This window comes from Candidatus Allofournierella merdavium, assembly GCF_944382735.1.
Classification (GTDB): domain Bacteria; phylum Bacillota; class Clostridia; order Oscillospirales; family Ruminococcaceae; genus Allofournierella_A; species Allofournierella_A merdavium.
In genome coordinates, this window is the sequence record NZ_CALWND010000010.1 from 19,891 (window position 1) to 41,115 (window position 21,225).

The window sequence follows — 21,225 nt, forward strand, 5'->3', positions numbered from 1 at the left end:
TTACGCCCGGCCCGCTTCCTTTTTCGCCAGCTGCAGGTCATGCTCCGCCATGATCGCGCAGAGCTCTTCGTAGCTGGTGGCCTGCGGATCCCATCCAAGTTCCCGCTTGGCTTTCGAGGGATCGCCCCACAGATTATCCACGTCGGTGGGCCGGAACCAGGCGGGATTGACTTCCACCAGAACCTTGCCGGTAGCTTTGTCGATGCCTTTTTCCTCCATACCGCTGCCCTGCCACTCCAGTTCGATGCCGTCGTGGGCAAACGCCAAGGTAGTGAATTCCCGCACGGTGTGCTGCACGCCGGTGGCGATCACAAAGTCTTCCGGCACATCGTGCTGCAGCATCAGCCACATGCACTGGACGTAGTCCTTTGCGTAGCCCCAGTCGCGCTTGCTGTCCAGGTTGCCCAGCTGCAGCTTATCCTGCAGGCCGCAGGCGATGCGCCCGGCCGCCAGCGTGATCTTTCGGGTGACGAAGTTCTCGCCGCGCCGCTCCGACTCGTGGTTGAACAGGATGCCGTTGACCGCGAACATCCCATACGCTTCCCGGTACTCCTTGACGATCCAGAAACCATACTGCTTTGCCACGGCATACGGGCTGTACGGATGGAACGGAGTGGTCTCCTTTTGCGGGACCTCTTCTACCTTGCCGAACAGCTCCGAAGTGGATGCCTGGTAGAACCGGCAGGTCTTTTCCATGCCGAGGATGCGGATGGCCTCCAGGATGCGCAGAACGCCCAGCGCGTCCACGTCGCCGGAATACTCGGGCACGTCGAAGCTGACCTGCACATGGCTCTGCGCCGCCAGATTGTACACCTCATCGGGGCGGACAATGTTCAGGATGCGGATGATGCTGCTGGAATCGCTCAGGTCCCCGTCGTGCAGCGTGATTTTGCCCAGCAGATGCTCGATGCGCTGGGTATTGGGCAGAGAGGCGCGGCGGGTGATGCCATGCACCTCATAGCCCTTTTCCAGCAGCAGTTCCGCCAGGTACGAACCGTCCTGGCCGGTGATTCCCGTGATCAAAGCTCGTTTCATTTTCATGCTCTCCTTGTCCTTACTTTTATAGATATTCAGTGCGATCGGAAAGTTTCAAAGTTTCCAGTACTTTTTTTATTTTTCCCGCGCTGTCCGCCTTGCATACCAGCAGGGCGTCGTCTGTATTTACCACGATCAGATCCTCGACGCCGACCACGGCAACCAGCTTGTTTTCACTCTGTACAACGCAGTTCCTCGCATCCACCAGCACCGCGTTGCCGGCCACCACATTGCCCTGCTGATCGCTGTCCTGGATCCTTCCCACGGCCAGCCAGGAGCCGACGTCGTCCCATCCGATCGAGCATCCGATGGTGTAGATGTTTTCGGCCTTTTCCATAACGCCGTAATCGATGGACTGCGACGGGAACGCGAGGAATTCCCGGTTCAGGACCTCATGCTGCTCAGGCGTTCCCATGGCCGAGCGGATCTTTTGCAGGCCGGGAACGATCTCCGGCAGGTATTTGCAGATGTTGGCAAGGATCGTGGACGCCTTCCAGATAAACATCCCGCTGTTCCAGAGATACTGGCCGGAAGCCACATATTGCCGCGCGGTCTCCAGGTCGGGCTTCTCCACAAATCTCTCCACGCGGCAGCAGGCGTCATCGGTGCTTTGCGGGCAGAATTTTATATATCCGTATCCTGTTTCCGGGCAGTCGGGTTTGATGCCCAGCGTTACAAGGTTTTCCCCCTGCTCGGCGACATCGCAGGCCCGTGCCATGACCTTGCGGAAATCGTCCACGCACTGCACCATCTGGTCGGAGGGCAGCACCATCATCACCGCGTCGCCGTATTTTTCCGCCACGCAGCAGGCACCCCAGCCAATGCAGGGCGCTGTGTTTCTGCCGGCGGGCTCGCACAGGATATTGGCAGGCGGCAGCTCCGGAAGCTGTTCACGCACCAAAGCCTCATAGCTTTCGTTAGTCACGACAAAGATATCTTCCATTGCCACCAGCGGCAGAATGCGGTCGACCGTCAGCTGGATCATTGTGCGGTCGTCATCGGTCAGGGACAAAAACTGTTTGGGCATGCTCTGCCTGCTTCTCGGCCAAAAACGTTCTCCCTTGCCTCCGGCCATGATGAGAGCTACTTTTTTCATAATATCCATGTATCCTTTCCGCGCACAGGGCTGCCCGCGCAGCGGGCGGCCTGTGGATCGTTTTTCACTCCGGCGGGCAGCGGGCTCATTGCCCGACTTCCCTTTGCAGGATCTTTTCCAGCAGTTCCGCCGAGCACTGCCAGGAAAACCGTCTGGCGTTTTCAAAGCCCTTTTGTCTCAGTTTCGCAGCGAGCTGAGGATCTTCCAACAAACGCACAAGCCCTTCGCAGATGGATTCTTCGTTGCGGGGGTCCGCATACACGGCGGCATCGCCCGCAACTTCCGGCAGGGAGGAGCAGTTGCTTGTCAGAACAGGCGTTCCGCACATTTGAGCCTCGATGACGGGAATTCCAAAGCCTTCGTATAGGGTCGGGAACAAAAACACTTCCGCGGCGGAGTAGAGCGCGGGCATATCCTCATCCTCCACAAAGCCTATGAAATGGATCTGGTCCCGATGCCGAATTTCCCGCAGGACCTCATCCTCCGAGAATTTCCAGCCCTGCCCGCCAGCCACCACAAGGTGATGATCGGCACCGACCCGCTCTGCCGCCAGGTCAAAGGCGCGGATCATGCGCATCAGGTTTTTGCGTGGATTTGCGTTGCCCACGAACAGCAGGTACCGGTCAGGCAGCCGGTATTTCTCCCGCAGGCAGCGCAGCTGCTCCGGATCCTCCACCGGCGCCAGGGATTCCGGCCCGGCGCAGGGCACCACATGGATCTTTTCCGGCGGGATGCCCAGCAGCTTTGTCATCTCACTTTTTGTGAACTCGGAGATCGACAGAAAAAAATCCGCCCTGCGGCACAGATAGCGGTACTGCAGCCGCCACCACACAGTGCGGGAGCGCTGGTAGACCTCCGGCATGCGGAACACCGCGAGATCGGTGATCAGCGGCACCAGCGTGCAGCTGCGGGGCAGCAGAAAGGGGGCTTTGGAGTCGGTGGTCAGCAGGATGCTGTCCTTTCCGTATCTGCGTCCCAGCGCAAAGGTCTGAAACAGGATGCGGCGGACGTTTTGACGATACGTCCAAGGGATCCGTACCAGTTCCGTGCCGGGCGAAGCCGGGAACTCCGGGCTGTCGCCCGAAAGGATCACCCGGCAGTGGCGGGCTGTCAGCATGGTATAGCGGGAAAACAGTTCCCGGATCATGACCCCGATCCCCGAACTGTTTTTTTTGAATTGCAGCGCGTTGACAGTGACTGATTTCACTGCTTCATCTCCTTCAAAAGCCGATTCGGCCGGGATTTCAGTCATAAGATTATAGCATATTACCGCCTGCGAGTAAATCGACAAAAGGCAACTATTGCGGACAATTGCAGGCTTTTTGATAGAACCGCTCGAGTTTTTGCGCCTGCACCGCGGCATCGAACCGGTCAGCCTGCGGCAGCGCCCCCTGCCTGCGCCGCAGCCCGGACAGTGTCTTTGCCCACTGCCCGGCATCCCCCAGGGGGAGCCGCAGGGAGTTGGGTGACAGGAGCACCTCGGCCGTTACGCGGTCGGAGAGTACGCAGGGAAGCCCGTTCGCCTGGGCCTCCACAGCCACGACGGGCACCCCCTCGTAAAAGCTGGGCAGGCAGAACACATCCATGGCAGAATACAGCATCGCCGCGTCGGGGCGGGCGCCGGTAAAGCAGACCCGGTCCCCAAGGCCCATCTCCTCCGCCTGCGCCCTGACCTGCTCCATCCGCTCACCATCGCCCACCAGAAGCAGCCAGGCATCCTGGCGCAGCGCTGCCGTTTGCTGAAACACCCGCAACAGAAAGCCATGGTTCTTGGGGTAGACAAAGCGGCCCACATGGCCCACCACAAAGGCGGCCTCCGGGATGGCCAGCTCCCCGCGCAAGCGGCTGCGGGCGGCCGGATCGTACGCAAACCGCCCCACATCGATGGCATTGGGCATTACATACACCTTTCCGTCCTCGAAGCTGCGCCTGCCGTACATCCAGCGGCCGGCTTTTTCGCCGCAGGCAAAATACTCGGTGGCAAACAGCTTGTTGAAGGGGCGCAGAAGGTATTTCAGCAGGGTCTTTTTCCCCTCGCCCCAATGGGCGGTGGAGTGGTTGTGGCAGATCCGCACCGGCACCCCGGCGCGCCAGGCGGCGAAGAGGGCAAACACCGACATAGTGGACAGATGGGCGTGCACGACGGCGTAGCCGGCGGCCTTGAACGCACGGTACAGCGCCCGGTGATAGGCCAGCGGACGGCTGTAAGCGGGGATGGGATAGAGCCCCGCCCCCAGCCGCTCCAGCTCTTCCCGCTGGGGCAGGGCGCTGCCCTCGAAAAAATAAAAGTCGAACTGCACCTTCTCCCGGTCGATGTGGCGGTAATAGTTCATCACCACCGCCTCGATGCCCCCGCTCTCCATGCGGTTCAACACCTGCGCCACGCGCATCGGTCCTTCCATAAACGACTCCTTTGCCGTCATCTGGCGATCTGCTCGTTATTTTTCATCCCGCCGAAGGCCGTCATGAACAGGATGCGGATGTCCAGCCACAGGGTCCAGTTCTCGATGTACCAGATGTCGTATTCCACCCGCTTTTCAATGCTGGTGTCGCCCCGCAGGCCGTGGACCTGCGCCCAGCCGGTCATGCCCGGCCGCACCTGCTGGCGCACCAGATACAGCGGGACCTCCTCCTTGAAATGCCGCACATAAAAGGGGATCTCCGGCCGCGGCCCCACCAGGCTCATCTCTCCCTTGAGGACGTTGAACAGCTGAGGCAGCTCGTCGATGCTGTACTTGCGGATGAAGCTGCCGAACCGGGTCTTGCGGGGGTCGGCGTCGGTGCTCCAGGCGGTGTTCTCGGCGGCGTTCACCCGCATACTGCGGAACTTGTACATCCAAAACTTCTTTTTGTCTTTGCCCACCCGCTCCTGCCGGAAGATGATCGGCCCCGGGCTGGACAGCCGCACCCCGATGGCCGCCGCCAGCATCACCGGGCTGGTGAGCACGATCAGGCACAGCGAACCCGCGATGTCCACCCCGCGTTTGACGATCTGCCACAGCACGTTGTCCAGCGGGGTGGTGCGGATGTTGATGAGTTTGGTGCGGCCCATCACGTCCACGGTGGGATGGGTGGGGATGTAATCGTTGTAGAACGGGATGATGCAGACCTTGATGCCCTCCTTGTCGGCACAGGCCAGCACCTGCCCCATGAAGCGGATCTCATGGGGCTCCAGCGCCACGATCAACTCGTCCGTGTCGTGGGCTTCCAGGATCGACTCCAGCTCCTCGTACTCCCCCAGCCGCAGGCCCATGCCCGGCTTCTCGGTCTTGCTCACATAGCCGTCCACCACGAATCCCAGATAGGGCCGCGCCTTCACATCCTCCATATACTGCCGGGCAAAGTGGCCGTTGCCCACCACGATCACATGCTTCTGGTTGTAGCCCAGCTTGCGGAAATGGCGCAGCAGCGCCCGCAGGCAGATCCGCTTGAGGGAGACCGAAACGGTGGACAGGATGAAGAAGAAGAAGATCGCCAGGCGGGAGAAATCGGCCAGCCGGGTGACATATAAAAACGCGGTGATCGCCGTGGCACCCACCGCGTTGATCAGAAAGATTACCGACAGTTCCCGGATCTGGGACTGGAACCGGTAGGAACCGTACAGCCGAAAGGCGTAGAAGGCGCCCACCAGCGCCACCGTGTAGAAAAATGCGCCGCGAAAAAAGGCCGCGTTCCACGCCAGCTGCAGCGCCGGGGCAGCCCCGTACATCACATCGAACCGGATGTAGGTGGCCAGCAGGTAGGAGCAGAAGATGAGGATCGCGTCCAAGATCATATTGACCGCGTTCAAAAGTTTCTGGTTTCTTCGGATCACGGGAATATCTCCTTATTCAAATCGGCGCAGGGCGCGCCGCGTAAGCGGAATTTTTCTTATTATACCATTTTCCCCTGTGTACGACAATGTGCGGTACCGATTTACGGATGTAAAATCCTGCACTTTTTCCCAATTCTCGCGTCTTTTCCAGCGCGCTTTGACAGGGTTCGTCCGTCGAGCCGGATAGTCGTGTTTTCCAAACGAGGAAAAGGCCCGTCCCGGCGTGCTGCCGGGGCGGACCCTGTTCTCATTTCAAATTGCCTTCCATTCCTGCCCGCAGCCGCTCCAGGACCGCCTGCGCCTGAGCGCGGTCCTTTCCGCGGGCGAACAGATACAGCTTCATCTTGGGCTCGGTGCCGCTGGGACGCACCATGGCTTTCGCGCCGCCCTCGCAGTGGAATTCCAGCACATCCGCCTTCGGCAGGCCATGCAGGCCGCCCGCGTAGTCCACGACCTTCTCCACGGCCAGGCCGCCGATGGCCACCGGCGGCTGTTCGCGGAGCGTGCGCATGATCTGCTGCATCCGGGAAAAGCCCGCCTGCCCCTCAAAGGTGAAGCTGTGCAGGCTGTTCTGATAGCAGCCGAATTCCCGGTAGAGTTCCTCCATGGCCTGCGCCAGGTTTTTGCCCTGCGCCTTGTAGAACTGCGCCATCTGGCAGATGAGCATGGAGGCGTTCACGCCGTCCTTGTCCCGCACATGAGGGCCGGAGAGATACCCATAACTCTCCTCAAAGCCGAAGATGTACCGCTCCCGCTGCCCCTGCCCTTCCAGCAGGCCGATCTGCTCGCCGATGAATTTGAAGCCGGTGAGGGTGCGGCGCAGTTCCACCCCGTACTTTTGGGCCACCGCGTCCGCCATGTCGGTGGAGACGATGGTGCTCACCGCCACCGGCGCGGCGGGCATGGTGCCCGCCTGCCGCCGCACGCGGCAGATGAAATCGAGGAGCAGCACCCCCACCTCGTTGCCCGAGAGGAGCACATACTCGCCCTCGTTCTTCACGGCGATGCCCACCCGGTCGCAGTCCGGGTCGGTGGCCAGCAGCAGGTCCGGCTGCACGGTCTCGCACAGTTCGATGCCCTTCTGCAGCGCCTCGCGGATCTCCGGGTTGGGGTAGGGGCAGGTGGGGAAGTTGCCGTCCGGCTTCTCCTGCTCAGGCACGACGGTCACATCGGTGACGCCGATCCGGTCCAGGATGCGGCGCACGCACTCCAGGCCCGTGCCGTTCAGCGGGGTGTAGACCACCCGCAGGGCGGGCAGCGGCTGGGACAGCGGCATCCGCTGCTCATAGACCGCGTCCACGAACCCGTCCAGCACCGCTTCGGGCGTGTCGCACAGCAGGCCGCGGGCCCGGGCCTCTTCCTCCTGCAGGATGGCCACGCCCTCAAAGCAGTCCACCCCGTCGATGGCCTGCTGGATGGCCTTGGCCGCCTCCACCGTGATCTGGCAGCCGTCCGCGCCGTACACCTTGTACCCGTTGTATTTGGCGGGGTTGTGGCTGGCGGTGATGCAGATGCCGGCATCGCACCCCTGGGCCCGCACCGCCCAGGACAGCGCCGGAGTCGGCTCCAGGCGGGGATAGAGGAAGGCGGTGATGCCGTTTGCCGCCAGCACGCAGCCGGCCTGCACCGCGAACAGCCGGCTGTTGATGCGGCTGTCGTGGGCGATGGCCACCCGCTTTTTCGCGCCGGGAAGCCCGAGAACATATGCCGCGAGGCCCTGGGTCGCCTTGCGGACGGTGAAGATGTTCATCCGGTTGCTCCCCGCACCCAGCACGCCCCGCAAACCGCCGGTGCCGAACTCCAGCTCCCGGTAGAAGCGGTCATTGATCGCGGCCTGATCGCCGCGGATGCTCTCCAGCTCCTGCCGAAGTTCGGGCGTGAGATCCGGCCGGGAAAGCCAGCGGCTGTATTCCTGCTGTTCCATTTTCATTGCTCCTTCCGGCGGGGCGCGCCGCTCCGCCGTTGTTTTTGCTGTTTTCTGCCCCAGTGGATACGGGGCTGGCAAAGCCGGCAACAGGGCCATACCCGATTGCCGGGAGATTTCGACTTATTATAGCATAAGCCGCCGCCCCGGACAACACCTCTCCGGGGCTTTTCCGGCCTCGGGCGGGCGTCGGCGGAACGGCGGCTTTCGTTTGAGATGGGCGCTCACCCCCGCCGGGCGTTGTGCTCGGCGATGATGCGCTCGATCTCCCGCTCGGTCTGGGCCATCTCCTGCCGGAACATCCGGGCGGAGACCCGCAGGGTGCCGTGGCCCAGGATGATGAGCTGTTCGGCGCCGTCGCTGGTGACGGCCCGCACCCGCCGGTCCTGTTCCAGCCGGCTCAATTCGTAGGTCACCTTTTCGATGTAGGCGTCGGCGGTCTCCGCCTCCTTGGTGTAGACCACCCAGACGCCGCCCTGCCGCTCCACGCCGCCGGTGCCTCCGCTCACCCGGTATGCGTCGAACACCACGATCAGGGTGCACTGGTGGTAGCCCTGGTAGTTGCACAGCACCTGGATCAGCGCTTCACGGGCGGCGGAGAGGTCCTGCGCCGCCAGTTTTTTCAGGTCCGGCCAGTCGAAGATGACGTTGTAGCCGTCCACCAGAAGATATTCCGGCGTTTTCCGCCAGGGCCCCGCCGGCGCGGCGGGCGCCTCCTCCTTCGGGCTGCGGAAGAGCAGTTCCCGCCGCTGCACCGGGCCATAGGTGCGCTCGAAGATGGCCGCCAGCTGGGCGTCCTCCTCCAGGCCGGTGGCCGGGCGGGCGCGCTGCGCCTGCTGCGGCGCGGCGGGCGCAGCCTCCTCGCCGGCCAGCCGCACCCGGTTTTCCAGATGCATCCGCTGCGCCGCCTCGCGCCAGGGCACCACCACCCCCGCGCCGTGGCTGCAGAACACCGAGTCGGCGGGGTTTTCGATGTCCCGCTCGGGGTCGTAGCCCGACGCGGCGATCACCGCGTCGGCGTTGTGGCAGGGCTCGTACCCCTTCACCGTCACCGACAGCCGGCCGTTGCCCTTGGTGTAGGCCGCCACCTGGGCGGCGTAGCCGGTCATCTCCGACACCGGCGCCTCGCCGGTGAGCCGCGCCGTCTCCCCCGCCGTTTCGGGCGCATCGAACCGGCCGCCCATCCGCTGCACGTCCGCCATGGCCCGGCCCAGGTTCTCGGCGGGCACCTCCAGCCGGAAGGCATACCAAGGCTCCAGCAGGATGTTCTGCGCCTGCATCAGACCCTGGCGTAGCGCCCGGAAGGTGGCCTGGCGGAAGTCGCCGCCCTCGGTGTGCTTGAGATGGGCTTTGCCCGCCACCAGGGTGATCTTCATGTCGGTGATGGGGCTGCCGGTGAGCACGCCGGGATGCCGCCGCTCGGCCAGGTGGCTCAGGATCAGCCGCTGCCAGTTGCCGTTCAGTTCGTCCTCGCTCACCCGGCTTGCCAGCGCAAGGCCGCTGCCCCGCGGCCCCGGCTCCAGCAGCAGGTGCACCTCGGCGTAGTGGCGCAGCGGCTCGAAGTGGCCCATGCCCACCACCGGGGCGGCGATGGTCTCCTTGTACACGATGCTGCCCGGCCCGAAGGCCACCTCCAGGCCGAAGCGGCTCTTCATCCGGCTGGCCAGCACCTGCTGCTGCACCTCGCCCATCAGCCGCACCTGCGCCCGGCCGGCCGCCTCGCTCCACTCCACCTGCAGCAGCGGGTCTTCCTGCTCCAGCAGCCGCAGCTTTGCCAAAAGGTCGGCGGAGTCAGTGCCCTCGGGCGCCAGCACCTCACAGGCCAGCACCGGTTCCAGCGCCGGCGCCTCGGCGTCCGGCTCGGCCCCCAGCCCCTCGCCGGGCCAGGTGTGCTCCAGGCCGGTGACGGCGCAGACCGTGCCCGCCTCCGCCTCGGTGAGCGGCGCGTACTTCGCCCCGGAATACAGGCGCAGGGCGTCCGCCTTCTGCTGCCAGGGCTGCCCCGCAGCGGTGCGGCCCTCCAGCGGGGTCTTGGCCTTCAGGCAGCCGCCGGTGACCTTGAGGTGGGTCAGCCGTGTCCCCTGCTCGTCGCGGGAGATCTTGAACACCCGCGCGCCGAAATCCGGCGGGTACAGCGGCACCGGGGCCCAGCGGGCCAGGCCCTCCAGCAGCGCGTCCACCCCCTCCAGCTTCAGCGCCGAGCCGAAATAGCAGGGGTAGGCCCGCCGGGCGGCGATAAGCCCCGCCGTGGTGGCTCCGGACACCGCGCCGCCGGAGAGATACTCCTCCAGGGCCGCCTCGTCCAGGGCCGCCAGCTCCTCCATGAGGTCCGCCTCCGGCAGGGTGAAATCCACAAAGCCGGAGTCCAGCCGGGCGTTCAGATCGGCCAGCGCCGCCTCCTTTTCCGCCCCCGGCAGGTCCATCTTGTTCACGAACACGAAGGTGGGCACCTTCCGCCGGCGCAGCAGCTGCCACAGGGTCGCGGTGTGGCTCTGCACCCCCTCGGTGCCGCTGATGACCAGGATGGCGCAGTCCAGCACCGAGAGGGTGCGCTCCGCCTCGGCGGCAAAATCCACATGGCCGGGGGTGTCCAGCAGGGTGAGCACCGCGTCCGGCAGGGCCAGCACCGCCTGCTTGGCAAAGATGGTGATGCCCCGGCGGCGCTCCAGCTCGTCGGTGTCCAGAAAGGCGTCGCCGTGATCCACCCGGCCGGGCTTTTTCAGCCGGCCGCTCCGGTAGAGCAGCGCTTCGCTCAGTGTGGTCTTGCCCGCGTCCACATGGGCCAGGATGCCGACGGTGATGCGTCTCATATCGTTTCTTTCCCCCTGCCTGGTTCTCTTCTTATTGTATTGTATCGCACTTTTGGAAAAAGTCCATTGCCACGAACGCGCCCCATGGTCTATAATAACAGGGCAAAGCCCCCGTGCCGGGCGGCGCGAGGGCTTTGCCAACGATGTGAGGTGACCGCTGTTGCGAATTGAATTTGCGAAAAGGCGCTCCGCCGCCTGGTGGGGCTGCGCCGCCGTTTTGGGCGCCGCGTTCCTGGTGATGCTGCTGTTCAACGTGCTGACGCCCCTGATCTCGGATGACTACTCCTATTTCCTCCGTTTTCCCACCCATGAGCCGGTGCGATCCTTCGGGGACATCGTTCAGTCCCAGATCCAGCACTATCTGCAGTGGGGCGGGCGCACCCTGGTGATCAGCCTGAACCAGATCTTTCTCTTTCTGGGAAAAGGGCTTTTCAACCCGGTCAACGCCCTTGTCTTCTGTGTGTCCGTCTGGGCCTGCGCCAAGCTGGCGGCGGGCAGCCGGCCGGTCCACCCTCTGCTGCTCGCGGCGGTGCTGGGCGCACTGTTTCATTTCAACCCCTGCTTCGGGGCGGTGAACCTGTGGCTGTGCGGGTCCTGCGGCTACCTGTGGCCTCTGGTGTTCTGCCTGCTTTTCCTTCTCCCCTACCGCCTGGCGCTGGACGGGCTGGCGTGGACGGGTGTGAAGCCGGCGGCGGGGATGTTCTTTTTGGGCCTGGCCGCCGGCTGGGGCAACGAGAACACCAGCGGCATGGCGGTGCTGGCGGCGGTGGCGTTCCTGGCGCTTGTGCGGCTGTTCACCGGGAAGTTCCCCCTGTGGGCGCTGACCGGTGCGGCGGGCAGCCTGGCCGGTTTTCTGCTGCTGATGTGCGCGCCGGGCCAATGGGTGCGCTTTGAGTTTGCCGGGTCGGACGGCCGGGGGTTCCTCACGGTCTACTCCACCCGCATCATGAACGCCACCCACGCCCTACTGCTCTACGGCGCCTGGCTGCTGGTGGCCTTCGGCGCCCTCTACGGCTTGCTGGCCCTCACCCGGCCGGGAGCGAAAGCCCTTGTGCTGCCCGCGGTGTTCTGCGTCCTGGCCCTCGCCGCGAACTACGCCCTGGTGCTCTCGCCGGTATACTACATCCGCTCCTTCTACCCCGTGCTGGCGATGCTGGTGTGCGCCAACGCCAGCTGCATCGCCGCCCTGGCACAGGCGCGGGCACAGACGGCCCGCCTGCTGCGCGGCGCCTTGGCCGGGGCCCTGGGCGTGGTGCTGGCCTACGACCTGCTGGTGGGCGGCTATGACATCCTGAGTTACTACACCATGCGCCGCGTGCGGGATGAGGCCATCGTCGCGGCGGCGCAGGCAGGCGAAGAGGACATAGCGACCTATGCGGTGTTCCCCTACACCCGGTTCTGCGGCGCCTGGGGCCAGCCGGACATCCGCCGGGACCCCGGCAACTGGGTGAACGTGAACATGGCGCTCCACCTGGGGGTGGGCAGCATCCGGGCGGTGGAACAGCACTACTACCCCTTCCCCGGATACGACGATTTTTCCAACACGGTGGACCAGGAGATGAGCCTGGCGCTGGAATGAGTTCCCATGCAAAAACTCCCCGCGGAAATGATCCGTGGGGAGTTTTGTTATTCAGGAGACCGGCCGAACCCCGCCACCCGCTGCCGGGGCAGCAGGTACAGCACACAGGGCAGCAGCCACAGGCAGACATTGATGCAGGGCCAGATGAAATGCCCCTCCATCACCGCGTGAGCCAGCATCACCACGAGACAGGCGCTCTCGGTCACGGTGCCTTTCTTCATCAGCCGCCACAACAGCGCCGTCACCGCGCCCCAGAACAGCAGGCTCTCCACCGGGCCGCCCCAGATCCACAGATTCACATAGAAATTGTCCACCAGAAAGCCGGCGTCGGTGAGCCGCTGGCCGGCGATGGCGACGGAACTGCCGGCCAGCGCTTCATGGGCCAGACTCAGCCGGCCGGTGAGCAGCGAATCCAAAGCCGTCCAGAGCGGAACGGACGGATCGTACAGCCGGCCGCCCAGCAGGCTTGCGCCGAAAGCGGCCGCCGGCGCGGCGCTCACCAGCACCCGCGCCCCCGCCGGCTTTGCCAGTTTGGGGAAAAAGCGCGCCAGCGCCGCCAGCAGGATGAGCAGCGCGATGCACACCGTGGAAGCGCGGCTGTACGGCCCGCGGTCGCAGAAAAGGAGGGCGGCGGCCAGCACAATGAAATCGTACCACCGCAGACGTTCCGCCTGCCGCCAGCAGACATACATCACGCACAGGGCCAGCAGGATGACGCCGGTGAGGTTGAACCAGCCGTAGCCGAAGCTGTCCCGCAGGCGGTCATCCACCTGGGTCCGGAGGGTGGGGATCCATCCCAGCGCGGCGGCGCCCGTCACCGCGAAAAAGCTGGCGGCGCTCACCGCGAGGCCCATCCGGAGGGTGCGGCGGGGCTGAATGTCCTTCGCGCCCAAAAAGAACATCATGCCCGCCACCACCCAGAACTGCCCGCTGTTCAAAAACACCCAGCGGAACACAAAGAAGAAGCAGTATCCCGCTGCCAGCTGCAGGCCGGAGTAGCGGGTGAGCAGCACCAGTTTGAGGATCAGCAGCCCGAAATAGACCACCTCCAGCCAGGTGGCCAGGAAGGCGTACCAGGCGGCGTGAATTTGCCGCATGTTGCTGTTCATGAAGAATGTGTCAAACTGCAAAAGAGCCATCGAAACGGCAAACGCCCAGTCGCCGGCCCCCGCCCGCGCGGCGCCGCACCAGTCGCCGAAGAGGAGATGTTCGTCGGCAAGGGCCGCCCGGACCTTTTGGGTAAAGCTCCCCTTTTTCAGAAGCGCCAGACCCCCCAGCCACACGAGGCCCAGGCTCCAGCCGATCAGCACCAGATCGAGATAGCCGTAAATGCCGGTGGTAAAAAGCGATGAAAGCACCTGTTTCCCTCATTTCCATGCGCCCCGCCAGGCGTTTTGCACAGGTCCGTCGGGGGCGTAAACTTCCGGTTTTTTAATTATAATAAATTCGAAACGGCTTGTCCACCGTGCCGCGTATTTCCCCCGCGTTGCCAGCGGGCGTGCGCCTGTGGTATAATACCCGTATCATAAAAGGCAGCACAGACCGCTCTGCCGCCGCGCGGGGGTTCGGTCTTCACAGGGGAGGGGACGCGCTCTGAAACAGAAATGGAAAGCCGCCGCACCGTCCGTCAAACTGGCGGCGGCGATGGCGGCGGTGGTGTTCCTTGCCATGCTGGCGCTCAACGGCCTGACGCCCTATGTGGCGGACGACTACACCTTTTCCTTCAGCTATGCCACCGGCGAGCGGCTGCGCAGCCTGTGGGACGTTTTGCAGAGCCAGTGGCATCACTATTTTCACTGGAGCGGACGCTTTATCATCAAAAGCCTCGCCCAGGGCTTCACGTTGCTGCCCAAGGGCGTGTTCAACCTGCTGAATGCGGCGGTCTATACCGGGCTGGGCCTTGTGCTGCACCGGTTGGCGCTGGGCGAGCGCCGCCGCTTTGACCCGGCGGTGCTGGCCCTCATCTACCTGAGCCTGTGGATGGTGGCGCCGGTGTTCGGGCAGACGAACCTGTGGATGTGCGGCTCGCTGAACTATCTCTGGGCCACCTTCTTCTGCGCGGCGGCGCTGCTGCCCTGGGCGCTGCACCTGCGCCGCGCCCTTTCGCCCCGGCGGTGGCTGGCGCCTGCCAGCCTTCTGGCGGGCCTGGTCGCCGGCTGGGCCAGCGAGAACACCAGCGCCGGGCTGCTGGTGGCGCTGGCGCTCTCGCTGGGCTTTGTCCTCTGGCGGGACAGAAGAGCCCCGCTCTGGGCCTGGATGGGCCTTTTGGGCGCGCTGGCCGGCTATGCGCTGCTGATCCTGGCGCCGGGCAACTACCAGCGGCAGGACGCCGCCGCCGACCCCCGCGGCCCGCTGACGGTGCTGGCGGTGCGCTTTCTCACCGCGCTGGACCAGCTGGTGAGCGGCGGCGGGCTGGTGTTGCTGGTGCTCTTCGCCGTGCTGCTGTGCCTGCTGGCGCTGCAAAGGCCGGGGGCGGCCGGGCTGGCCTGGCCCCTCATCCTCTTTGCCGCCGCCCTGGGGGCAAATTTCGCCATGATCCTCTCGCCCGTGTATTACCCCCGCTCCACCCACGGTGTGTTCGCCTTCCTCACCGCCGCCTGCGCCGCCTGCGCGGTGCGGCTGGAGGGCAGAGAGGCGCGCCGGGCCCTGACGGCGGGGGCCGCCGGCCTGGTCATGGCGGCGTCGGTGCAGTTCGTCTGGGCCGGGTACGACATCGCCAGCTTCTTTGTGATGAAACAGACCCGGGAGGCGGCCCTGCAGGCAAGCGCCGCGGCGGGCGAAACGGAGGTAGTGACCTACGCCATCGAGCCCTACACCCGCTGGTGCGCCGGCTGGGGCCTGCCCGATCTGCGCCGGAGCCCGGAGGACTGGGTCTGCGCCGACACGGCTAGGTACTACGGGCTGGAGAGCCTCTCGGCCGACGAGGCGCGCACCTACCCCTTCCCCGGCAGGACCAACACCGCCTTCGAGACCGGCGAGATCCCGGACATCTGACAACCAAAGCGAGGCCCCGCGGACGGCTTGTCCGCGGGGCCTTTCTTTGCGGCTGCGCGGCTGTGGGCCGCTCACTTCGCGTAAATTTTCAGGATGTTCACCAGGATCTCCACGCTCTTGTCCATCTTTTCGGCGGTGATGTACTCGCAGGGGCCGTGGAAGTTGAAGCCGCCGGTGCCCAGGTTCGGGCAGGGCAGCCCCATGAAGGAGAGCCGCGCCCCGTCGGTGCCGCCCCGGATGGGCACGATCTTCGGCTCCAGGCCCGCCTCGCGCACCGCCTGCTGCGCGTTTTCGATCAGGTGGAAGTGGGGCAGGATCTGCTGCTCCATGTTGGAATAGCTGTCGGTGAGTTTCAGTTCCACCGTGCCGGGGCCGTATTTTTCGTTGATGGCCGCGGCCGCGGCGGTGATCGCCGCCTTGCGGGCGGCGAATTTTTCGGCGTCGTGGTCCCGCAGGATATACCCCATGTGCGCCTCGCTCACGATGCCGTGCATCCCGTCCAGATGATAAAAGCCCTCGGTGCCCTCGGTGGTCTCGGGGCGCTCGTCCGCGGGCAGCATGGCGTGCAGCTCCATGGCGATGTTCAGCGCGTTCTTCATCAGCCCCTTGGCGCTGCCGGGATGCACCGAAAAGCCGTGGATGGTGATCTCCGCCGAGGCGGCGTTGAAGTTCTGATACTCCAGTTCGCCCACGTCGCCGCCGTCCACCGTATAGGCGAAATCGGCGCCCAAGCCCTTCACGTCGAAGAGGTCGGCCCCCTCGCCCACCTCCTCGTCGGGGGTGAAAGCCACACAGACCTTGCCGTGGGGGATGTGCTCCGTTTGCAGCCGCTCCACGGCGGTGAGGATCTCGGCGATGCCGGCCTTGTCATCCGCCCCCAGCAGGGTGGTGCCGTCGGCGGTGATGAGGGTCTGGCCCTTCCAGTTGGCCAGTTCCGGGAACTGGGCCACCCGCATATAGGCGCCGGTGCCGGCCAGGAGCACGTCCCCGCCGTCGTAGTTCTCGATCACCTGGGGCTTCACATGTTCGCCCGGGGCCGCGGGCGCGGTGTCCATATGGGCGATCAGGCCGATGGCGGGCTTCGACTCGCAGCCGGGCGTGGCGGGCAGCGTGCCGTAGACATAGCAGCATTCGTCCACCCGCACGTCTGCCAGGCCCAGCTCCTTCATCTGCTTTTCCAGCAGGCGGGCCAGGTCAAACTGGCGGGCGGTACTGGGGTGGGTACAGCTGTTGTCGTCGGACGTGGTGTAGATCTTCGCATAGTCAAGAAAACGCTCAAAGGCGCGCATGGGCTTTGCCTCCTTATTCTCAGATTGATTGTATTGTAGCACAGGGCGGGCAAAATAGAAAGGGGCGTAGCGGAGTGTCGAAATGCCGCCGTCCCCTTGGAAATTTGTTACTTTTATGATATGATTGTTGCCGTATATGGCAAGGATCGCGCCGCGGGCGCGAAGGACGATACACCTTTCGGGAGGTTTTCAGGAATGAACAGCAGCTATTTCAGCGGCAAGACCCTTTTGATCACCGGCGGCACCGGCAGCTTCGGCAACACGGTGCTCAAGCATTTTCTGGCCAGCGACATCGGCGAGATCCGCATCTTCAGCCGGGACGAGAAAAAGCAGGACGACATGCGCCACGAGGTGCAGCAGAAGCACCCGGAACTGGCGGGCAAGCTGCGCTTTTACATCGGCGACGTGCGGGAGCCCTCCAGCGTGAAGAGCGCGGTGCAGGGGGTGGACTACATCTTCCACGCGGCGGCCCTTAAGCAGGTGCCCAGCTGTGAGTTCTTCCCCATGGAGGCGGTGCGCACCAACATCATCGGCACCGACAACGTGCTCAGCGCCGCCATCGACGCGGGGGTGAAGAAGGTGGTCTGCCTTTCCACCGACAAGGCCGCCTACCCCATCAACGCCATGGGCATCTCCAAGGCGCTGATGGAGAAGGTGATCGGCGCGAAGGCCCGCACCGTGAAAGCGGAGGACACCACCATCTGCTGCACCCGCTACGGCAACGTGATGTGCAGCCGGGGCAGCGTGATCCCCCTGTTCATCGAGCAGATCAAGGCGGGCAAGCCCATCACCATCACCGACCCGGACATGACCCGCTTTTTGATGAACCTGGACGAGGCGGTGGACCTGGTGCAGTTCGCCTTTGAGCACGCCAACCCCGGCGACCTGTTCGTGCAGAAGAGCGACGCCTGCACCATCGGCGATCTGGCCAAGGCGGTGCAGCAGCTGTTCGGCGACACCGGCACCCAGGTCATCGGCACCCGCCACGGCGAAAAGCTGTACGAGACGCTGATGACCAAGGAGGAGCGGGTGCGCAGCGAGGACATGGGCGGCTACTTCCGGGTGGCGGCGGACGGGCGCGACCTGAACTACGACAAGTTTGTGGTGAACGGCCAGGTGCACACCCAGGCGGACGAGAGCTACACCAGCCACAACACCCGCCGGCTGAACGTGGAGGAGACGGTGGCCAAGATCATGACCACCGAGTATGTGCGCAACGAACTGGCAAACTGGGGCAAATAAGTTTATTGGAAAAAGGACGGCGAGACCATGCGCAAAGACACCCCCATCCTCATCACCGGCGCGGGCGGCTTCATCGGAAAAAACCTGATGGCCGCGCTGAAAACGGAAGGATACACCGACCTGATGCCCTTTGAGCGGGACGACACCCCCGAGACCCTGGCGGCATACGCCGCCAGGGCGGGTTTTGTGTTCCATCTGGCGGGCATCAACCGCCCCAAGGACCCCGGCGAATTTTACGCCGGCAACGCCGGCCTCACCGACACGCTGCTGGAACTGCTGGCCAAGGCGGAAACCCCCGCCCCGGTGCTGGTGACCAGCAGCACCCAGGCGACCCTGGACAACGATTACGGCAAGAGCAAGGCGCTGGCGGAGGCGGCGGTGTTCGGCTACGGCGAGGCCGCCGGCGCGCCGGTGTATGTGTTCCGGCTGCCGGGGGTGTTCGGCAAGTGGTGCCGCCCCAACTACAACAGCGTGGTGGCCACCTTCTGCCACAACGCCGCCCACGGCCTGCCTCTGGAAGTGCGGGACGCGGCCTACTCCCTGCCCCTTGTATACATCGACGACGTGGTGCGCGCCTTCCTGGCCGCGATGGACGGCGAGGCGGTGTTGGACGGGCAGACGCCCGCCCACTGCCTTGTGACCCCGGAGCATGTCACCACCCTGGGCCATCTGGCCGAGGTGATCGGCGGCTTTGCCGAAGGCCGCAAGACCCTGGCGGCGCCGTACCTCGCGGCGGGCAGCCTGGAGAAGAAGCTGTACTCCACCTGGCTGTCCTACCTGCCCACCGACGCCTTCAGCTACCCGCTCACCATGCACTGCGACGCGCGTGGCAGCTTCACCGAGTTTTTGCGCACCCCGGAGCGGGGCCAGGTGAGCGTGAACATCTCAAAGCCCGGCATCGTGAAGGGCAACCACTGGCACAACTCAAAGAACGAGAAGTTCCTGGTGGTGAGCGGCCGGGGGGTCATCCGATTCCGCAAGCCGGACGAGGAGACGGTGTATGAATACCACGTCTCCGGCGACAAGCTGGAGGTGGTGGACATCCCCACCGGCTACACCCACAACATTGAAAATCTGGGCGAGGGGGACATGGTGACCCTGATGTGGGCCAACGAGGCCTTTGACCCCGAAAACCCCGACACCATCCCCCTGGAGGTGTGACCATGGCGCGGCAGCTTTCCCCCGGAGAGAAACCGCTGGTAAAGATCGGCTTCACCGCCTTTCACGGCGGCTTCGACCCTCAGCACAACCCCATCACCGACCTGCTGCGCCGTCGTTTTGAGGTGCAGGTGTGCGACGAACCGGACTTCATGTTCTGCGCTGATTTCTGGTACGGCGCCCACCGGTTCGACCTGAACAAGATGGACTGCGTGCGCATCGGCTACACCGGCGAGAACGACAACGCCGACTTTTCCTCCTACGACTACTACATCGGGTTCGAGCACATCGGCTACCCCGACCGGTACTTCCGCTGCCCGAACCTTTTGTTTGACTGCGATCTGTCCGACTGGCAGCCGCTGGAGGACGTTGCCGCCTTCGCCGCGGCCAAGACCCGCTTTTGCAACTTCTGCTTCAGCCACCCCTCGGAGAGCGGCGCCCGGGAGGCCATGGTGCGCCTGTTGAGCGACTACAAGACGGTGGACTGCTTCGGCCCCTTTTTGAACAACACCCCCGAGGGGCCCCGGCGCATCTCCCGGGCGGAGAAGGCGGAGGTGGTGGCGGCCAGCCGCTTCACCATCTGCTGCGAGAGCACCAGCCGGCCGGGCTTTGTCACCGAAAAAATCTGGGAGGCCTTTAAAAACCACAGCGTGCCCATCTACTACGGCGACGAGACCGTCACCGCGATCTTCAACCCCAAAGCTTTTGTGAACATGCACGACTTTGCCAGCTTTGAGGAGGCGGCGGCCTTTGTCAAGCGGCTGGACGCCGACGAGGAGGCCTATCGGGCGATGCTGGCCCAGCCGCCCTTTGCCGAGGGGTTTGACTACGCCGCTTTTCTGGATTCCTTCGAGGCGTTCCTGGCCCACATCGTGCGCCAGGAGCCGAAGGCGGCCCTGCGCCGGCCCACCTGCTTCATGCCCGCCTACCAGAGCGATTACTTTGCCCTGCTCAAGCCCTACGCGCAGCGGCTGGACCGCGCCGAAAAGCGCGCTACCCGCTGGCGCCAGCGCCGCTACTGGGGCCTGATGTTTCTGCACCGGTTGCTGCCCGGGCTGGTCTCCCAGCCGGACGCCGGCATGCTGGACTTTTACTACAAGCGCCACGAGCGCGCGGTGAAAAAGGAGTAAACGCCGATGAACAAGCTGAAACTGATGACCATCGTGGGCACCCGGCCGGAGATCATCCGGCTGGCGGCGGTGATCAAAAAGTGCGACAAATACTTCGATCAACTGCTGGTGCACACCGGCCAGAACTACGACTACACCCTCAACGGCATCTTTTTCGAGGACCTGGGGCTGCGCGCGCCGGACTTCTACCTGGACGCGGTGGGCACCGACCTCGGCGAGACCATCGGCAACATCATCGCCAAGAGCTACAAATTGATGGTGGAGCAAAAGCCCGACGCCCTGCTGATTTTGGGCGACACCAACAGCTGCCTGTCCGCCATTTCGGCAAAGCGCCTGCACATCCCCATCTTCCACATGGAAGCGGGCAACCGCTGCTTTGACGAGTGCTTGCCGGAAGAGACCAACCGCCGCATCGTGGACCACATCGCCGATGTGAACCTGTGCTATTCCGAGCACGCGCGGCGCTACCTGAACGCCGAGGGCACCGCCAAGGAGCGCACCTATGTCACCGGCAGCCCCATGGCGGAGGTGCTGCGGGCCAACTTCGCGGCCATCGAGGCCTCCGACGTGCTGGAGCGGCTGGGCCTCGAGCCACGCAAATACATGCTGCTCAGCGCCCACCGGGAGGAGAACATCGACACCGAGAAGAACTTCCTCGACCTGTTCAACTCCATCAACGCCCTGGCCCAAAAGTACGACATGCCCATCCTCTACTCCTGCCATCCCCGCAGCCGCAAGCGGCTGGAGGCCATGGGCTTTAAGCTGGACGAGCGGGTGCGGCTGCACGAGCCGCTGGGCTTCCACGACTACAACCACCTGCAGATGAACGCCTACTGCGTCATCTCCGACTCCGGCACCCTGCCGGAGGAATCCAGCTTCTTCACCAGCGTGGGGCACCCCTTCCCCGCCGTGTGCATCCGCACCTCCACCGAGCGCCCCGAGGCGCTGGACAAGGGCTGCTTCATCCTGGCGGGCATCGCCGCTGGCGGCGTGGAGCAGGCGGTCCAGACGGCTGTTGCCATGAACGACAACGGCGATCTGGGCATTCCCGTGCCCTGCTACACCGAGGATGTGTCCACCAAGGTGGTCAAGATCATCCAGAGTTATGTGGGCGTGGTGAACAAGATGGTCTGGCGCAAAGGCTGAGCGCCTCA

At 64.3% G+C, this 21,225-nt stretch carries 15 protein-coding genes; 6 read left to right on the forward strand and 9 right to left on the reverse strand.

Annotation, left to right across the window (positions count from 1 at the left end; all coding sequences use genetic code 11):
• From gmd to ACH2A7_RS09505, 7 genes are all read right to left on the reverse strand, one after another.
• The gene (gene gmd / locus ACH2A7_RS09475) at positions 1-1,035 is read right to left on the reverse strand and encodes a GDP-mannose 4,6-dehydratase (RefSeq protein WP_394961618.1); all 1,035 of its coding nucleotides are present in this window, start codon (positions 1,033-1,035) and stop codon (positions 1-3) included.
• 25 nt (positions 1,036-1,060) lie between these two features.
• Positions 1,061-2,131, reverse strand: a complete 1,071-nt coding sequence (locus ACH2A7_RS09480; RefSeq protein ID WP_394961620.1) for a mannose-1-phosphate guanylyltransferase — start codon at positions 2,129-2,131, stop codon at positions 1,061-1,063.
• An 85-nt stretch (positions 2,132-2,216) separates the two neighbouring features.
• On the reverse strand, positions 2,217-3,338 hold the full coding sequence (locus ACH2A7_RS09485) for a glycosyltransferase family 4 protein (RefSeq protein WP_394961622.1): 1,122 nt from the start codon (positions 3,336-3,338) through the stop codon (positions 2,217-2,219).
• 91 nt (positions 3,339-3,429) lie between these two features.
• The gene (locus ACH2A7_RS09490) at positions 3,430-4,533 is read right to left on the reverse strand and encodes a glycosyltransferase family 1 protein (RefSeq protein ID WP_394961623.1); all 1,104 of its coding nucleotides are present in this window, start codon (positions 4,531-4,533) and stop codon (positions 3,430-3,432) included.
• Positions 4,534-4,550: 17 nt separating this feature from the next.
• Positions 4,551-5,945, reverse strand: coding sequence for an undecaprenyl-phosphate glucose phosphotransferase (locus ACH2A7_RS09495; RefSeq protein WP_394961625.1), 1,395 nt, complete (start codon positions 5,943-5,945; stop codon positions 4,551-4,553).
• Positions 5,946-6,192: 247 nt separating this feature from the next.
• Positions 6,193-7,875 carry a phospho-sugar mutase gene (locus tag ACH2A7_RS09500; protein WP_394961627.1) on the reverse strand — a complete coding sequence of 561 codons (1,683 nt, stop codon included), beginning with the start codon at positions 7,873-7,875 and terminating at the stop codon, positions 6,193-6,195.
• Positions 7,876-8,093: 218 nt separating this feature from the next.
• A complete protein-coding gene (locus ACH2A7_RS09505; protein WP_394961629.1) occupies positions 8,094-10,679 on the reverse strand; it encodes an NYN domain-containing protein in 2,586 nt (861 codons plus the stop codon).
• Positions 10,680-10,839: 160 nt separating this feature from the next.
• Here ACH2A7_RS09505 and ACH2A7_RS09510 point away from each other — a divergent pair, with 160 nt between their 5' ends.
• Entirely contained in the window at positions 10,840-12,258 is a 1,419-nt protein-coding gene (locus tag ACH2A7_RS09510) for a DUF6056 family protein (protein WP_394961630.1), read from the forward strand.
• A 47-nt stretch (positions 12,259-12,305) separates the two neighbouring features.
• Here ACH2A7_RS09510 and ACH2A7_RS09515 read toward each other — a convergent pair whose 3' ends face one another.
• Complete coding sequence (locus ACH2A7_RS09515) at positions 12,306-13,616, reverse strand: hypothetical protein (RefSeq protein ID WP_394961632.1); 1,311 nt, start codon at positions 13,614-13,616, stop codon at positions 12,306-12,308.
• Between the two features lie 286 nt (positions 13,617-13,902).
• On the opposite strand from ACH2A7_RS09515, the gene ACH2A7_RS09520 reads away from it, so the two are divergent.
• Positions 13,903-15,252 (forward strand): DUF6056 family protein, encoded by a 1,350-nt coding sequence (locus ACH2A7_RS09520; RefSeq protein WP_394961633.1) that lies wholly within the window; start codon positions 13,903-13,905, stop codon positions 15,250-15,252.
• 71 nt (positions 15,253-15,323) lie between these two features.
• Here ACH2A7_RS09520 and pepT read toward each other — a convergent pair whose 3' ends face one another.
• Positions 15,324-16,541, reverse strand: a complete 1,218-nt coding sequence (pepT, locus tag ACH2A7_RS09525; RefSeq protein WP_394961634.1) for a peptidase T — start codon at positions 16,539-16,541, stop codon at positions 15,324-15,326.
• 195 nt (positions 16,542-16,736) lie between these two features.
• Between pepT and ACH2A7_RS09530 the strand changes: the two genes are divergently transcribed.
• Genes ACH2A7_RS09530 through wecB form a run of 4 tightly spaced genes read left to right on the forward strand, consistent with a single transcriptional unit; the run spans position 16,737 to position 21,217 of the window.
• Entirely contained in the window at positions 16,737-17,783 is a 1,047-nt protein-coding gene (locus ACH2A7_RS09530; protein WP_394961635.1) for a polysaccharide biosynthesis protein, read from the forward strand.
• Between the two features lie 27 nt (positions 17,784-17,810).
• Complete coding sequence (locus ACH2A7_RS09535; RefSeq protein ID WP_394961637.1) at positions 17,811-18,944, forward strand: NAD-dependent epimerase/dehydratase family protein; 1,134 nt, start codon at positions 17,811-17,813, stop codon at positions 18,942-18,944.
• A 2-nt stretch (positions 18,945-18,946) separates the two neighbouring features.
• Entirely contained in the window at positions 18,947-20,071 is a 1,125-nt protein-coding gene (locus ACH2A7_RS09540) for a glycosyltransferase family 10 domain-containing protein (protein ID WP_394961638.1), read from the forward strand.
• A 6-nt stretch (positions 20,072-20,077) separates the two neighbouring features.
• On the forward strand, positions 20,078-21,217 hold the full coding sequence (wecB, locus tag ACH2A7_RS09545) for a non-hydrolyzing UDP-N-acetylglucosamine 2-epimerase (RefSeq protein WP_394961639.1): 1,140 nt from the start codon (positions 20,078-20,080) through the stop codon (positions 21,215-21,217).
• Positions 21,218-21,225 lie beyond the last annotated feature (8 nt).

Bases quoted from the DNA above. Each gene is read 5' to 3' on its own strand.
- ACH2A7_RS09480 (WP_394961620.1), bottom strand. From the start codon at position 2,131: ATGAAAAAAGTAGCTCTCATCATGGCCGGAGGCAAGGGAGAACGTTTT.
- ACH2A7_RS09535 (WP_394961637.1), top strand. From the start codon at position 17,811: ATGCGCAAAGACACCCCCATCCTCATCACCGGCGCGGGCGGCTTCATC.
- ACH2A7_RS09490 (WP_394961623.1), bottom strand. From the start codon at position 4,533: ATGGAAGGACCGATGCGCGTGGCGCAGGTGTTGAACCGCATGGAGAGC.
- ACH2A7_RS09540 (WP_394961638.1), top strand. From the start codon at position 18,947: ATGGCGCGGCAGCTTTCCCCCGGAGAGAAACCGCTGGTAAAGATCGGC.
- ACH2A7_RS09530 (WP_394961635.1), top strand. From the start codon at position 16,737: ATGAACAGCAGCTATTTCAGCGGCAAGACCCTTTTGATCACCGGCGGC.
- pepT (WP_394961634.1), bottom strand. From the start codon at position 16,541: ATGCGCGCCTTTGAGCGTTTTCTTGACTATGCGAAGATCTACACCACG.
- ACH2A7_RS09500 (WP_394961627.1), bottom strand. From the start codon at position 7,875: ATGAAAATGGAACAGCAGGAATACAGCCGCTGGCTTTCCCGGCCGGAT.
- wecB (WP_394961639.1), top strand. From the start codon at position 20,078: ATGAACAAGCTGAAACTGATGACCATCGTGGGCACCCGGCCGGAGATC.
- ACH2A7_RS09520 (WP_394961633.1), top strand. From the start codon at position 13,903: ATGGCGGCGGTGGTGTTCCTTGCCATGCTGGCGCTCAACGGCCTGACG.
- ACH2A7_RS09505 (WP_394961629.1), bottom strand. From the start codon at position 10,679: ATGAGACGCATCACCGTCGGCATCCTGGCCCATGTGGACGCGGGCAAG.
- gmd (WP_394961618.1), bottom strand. From the start codon at position 1,035: ATGAAACGAGCTTTGATCACGGGAATCACCGGCCAGGACGGTTCGTAC.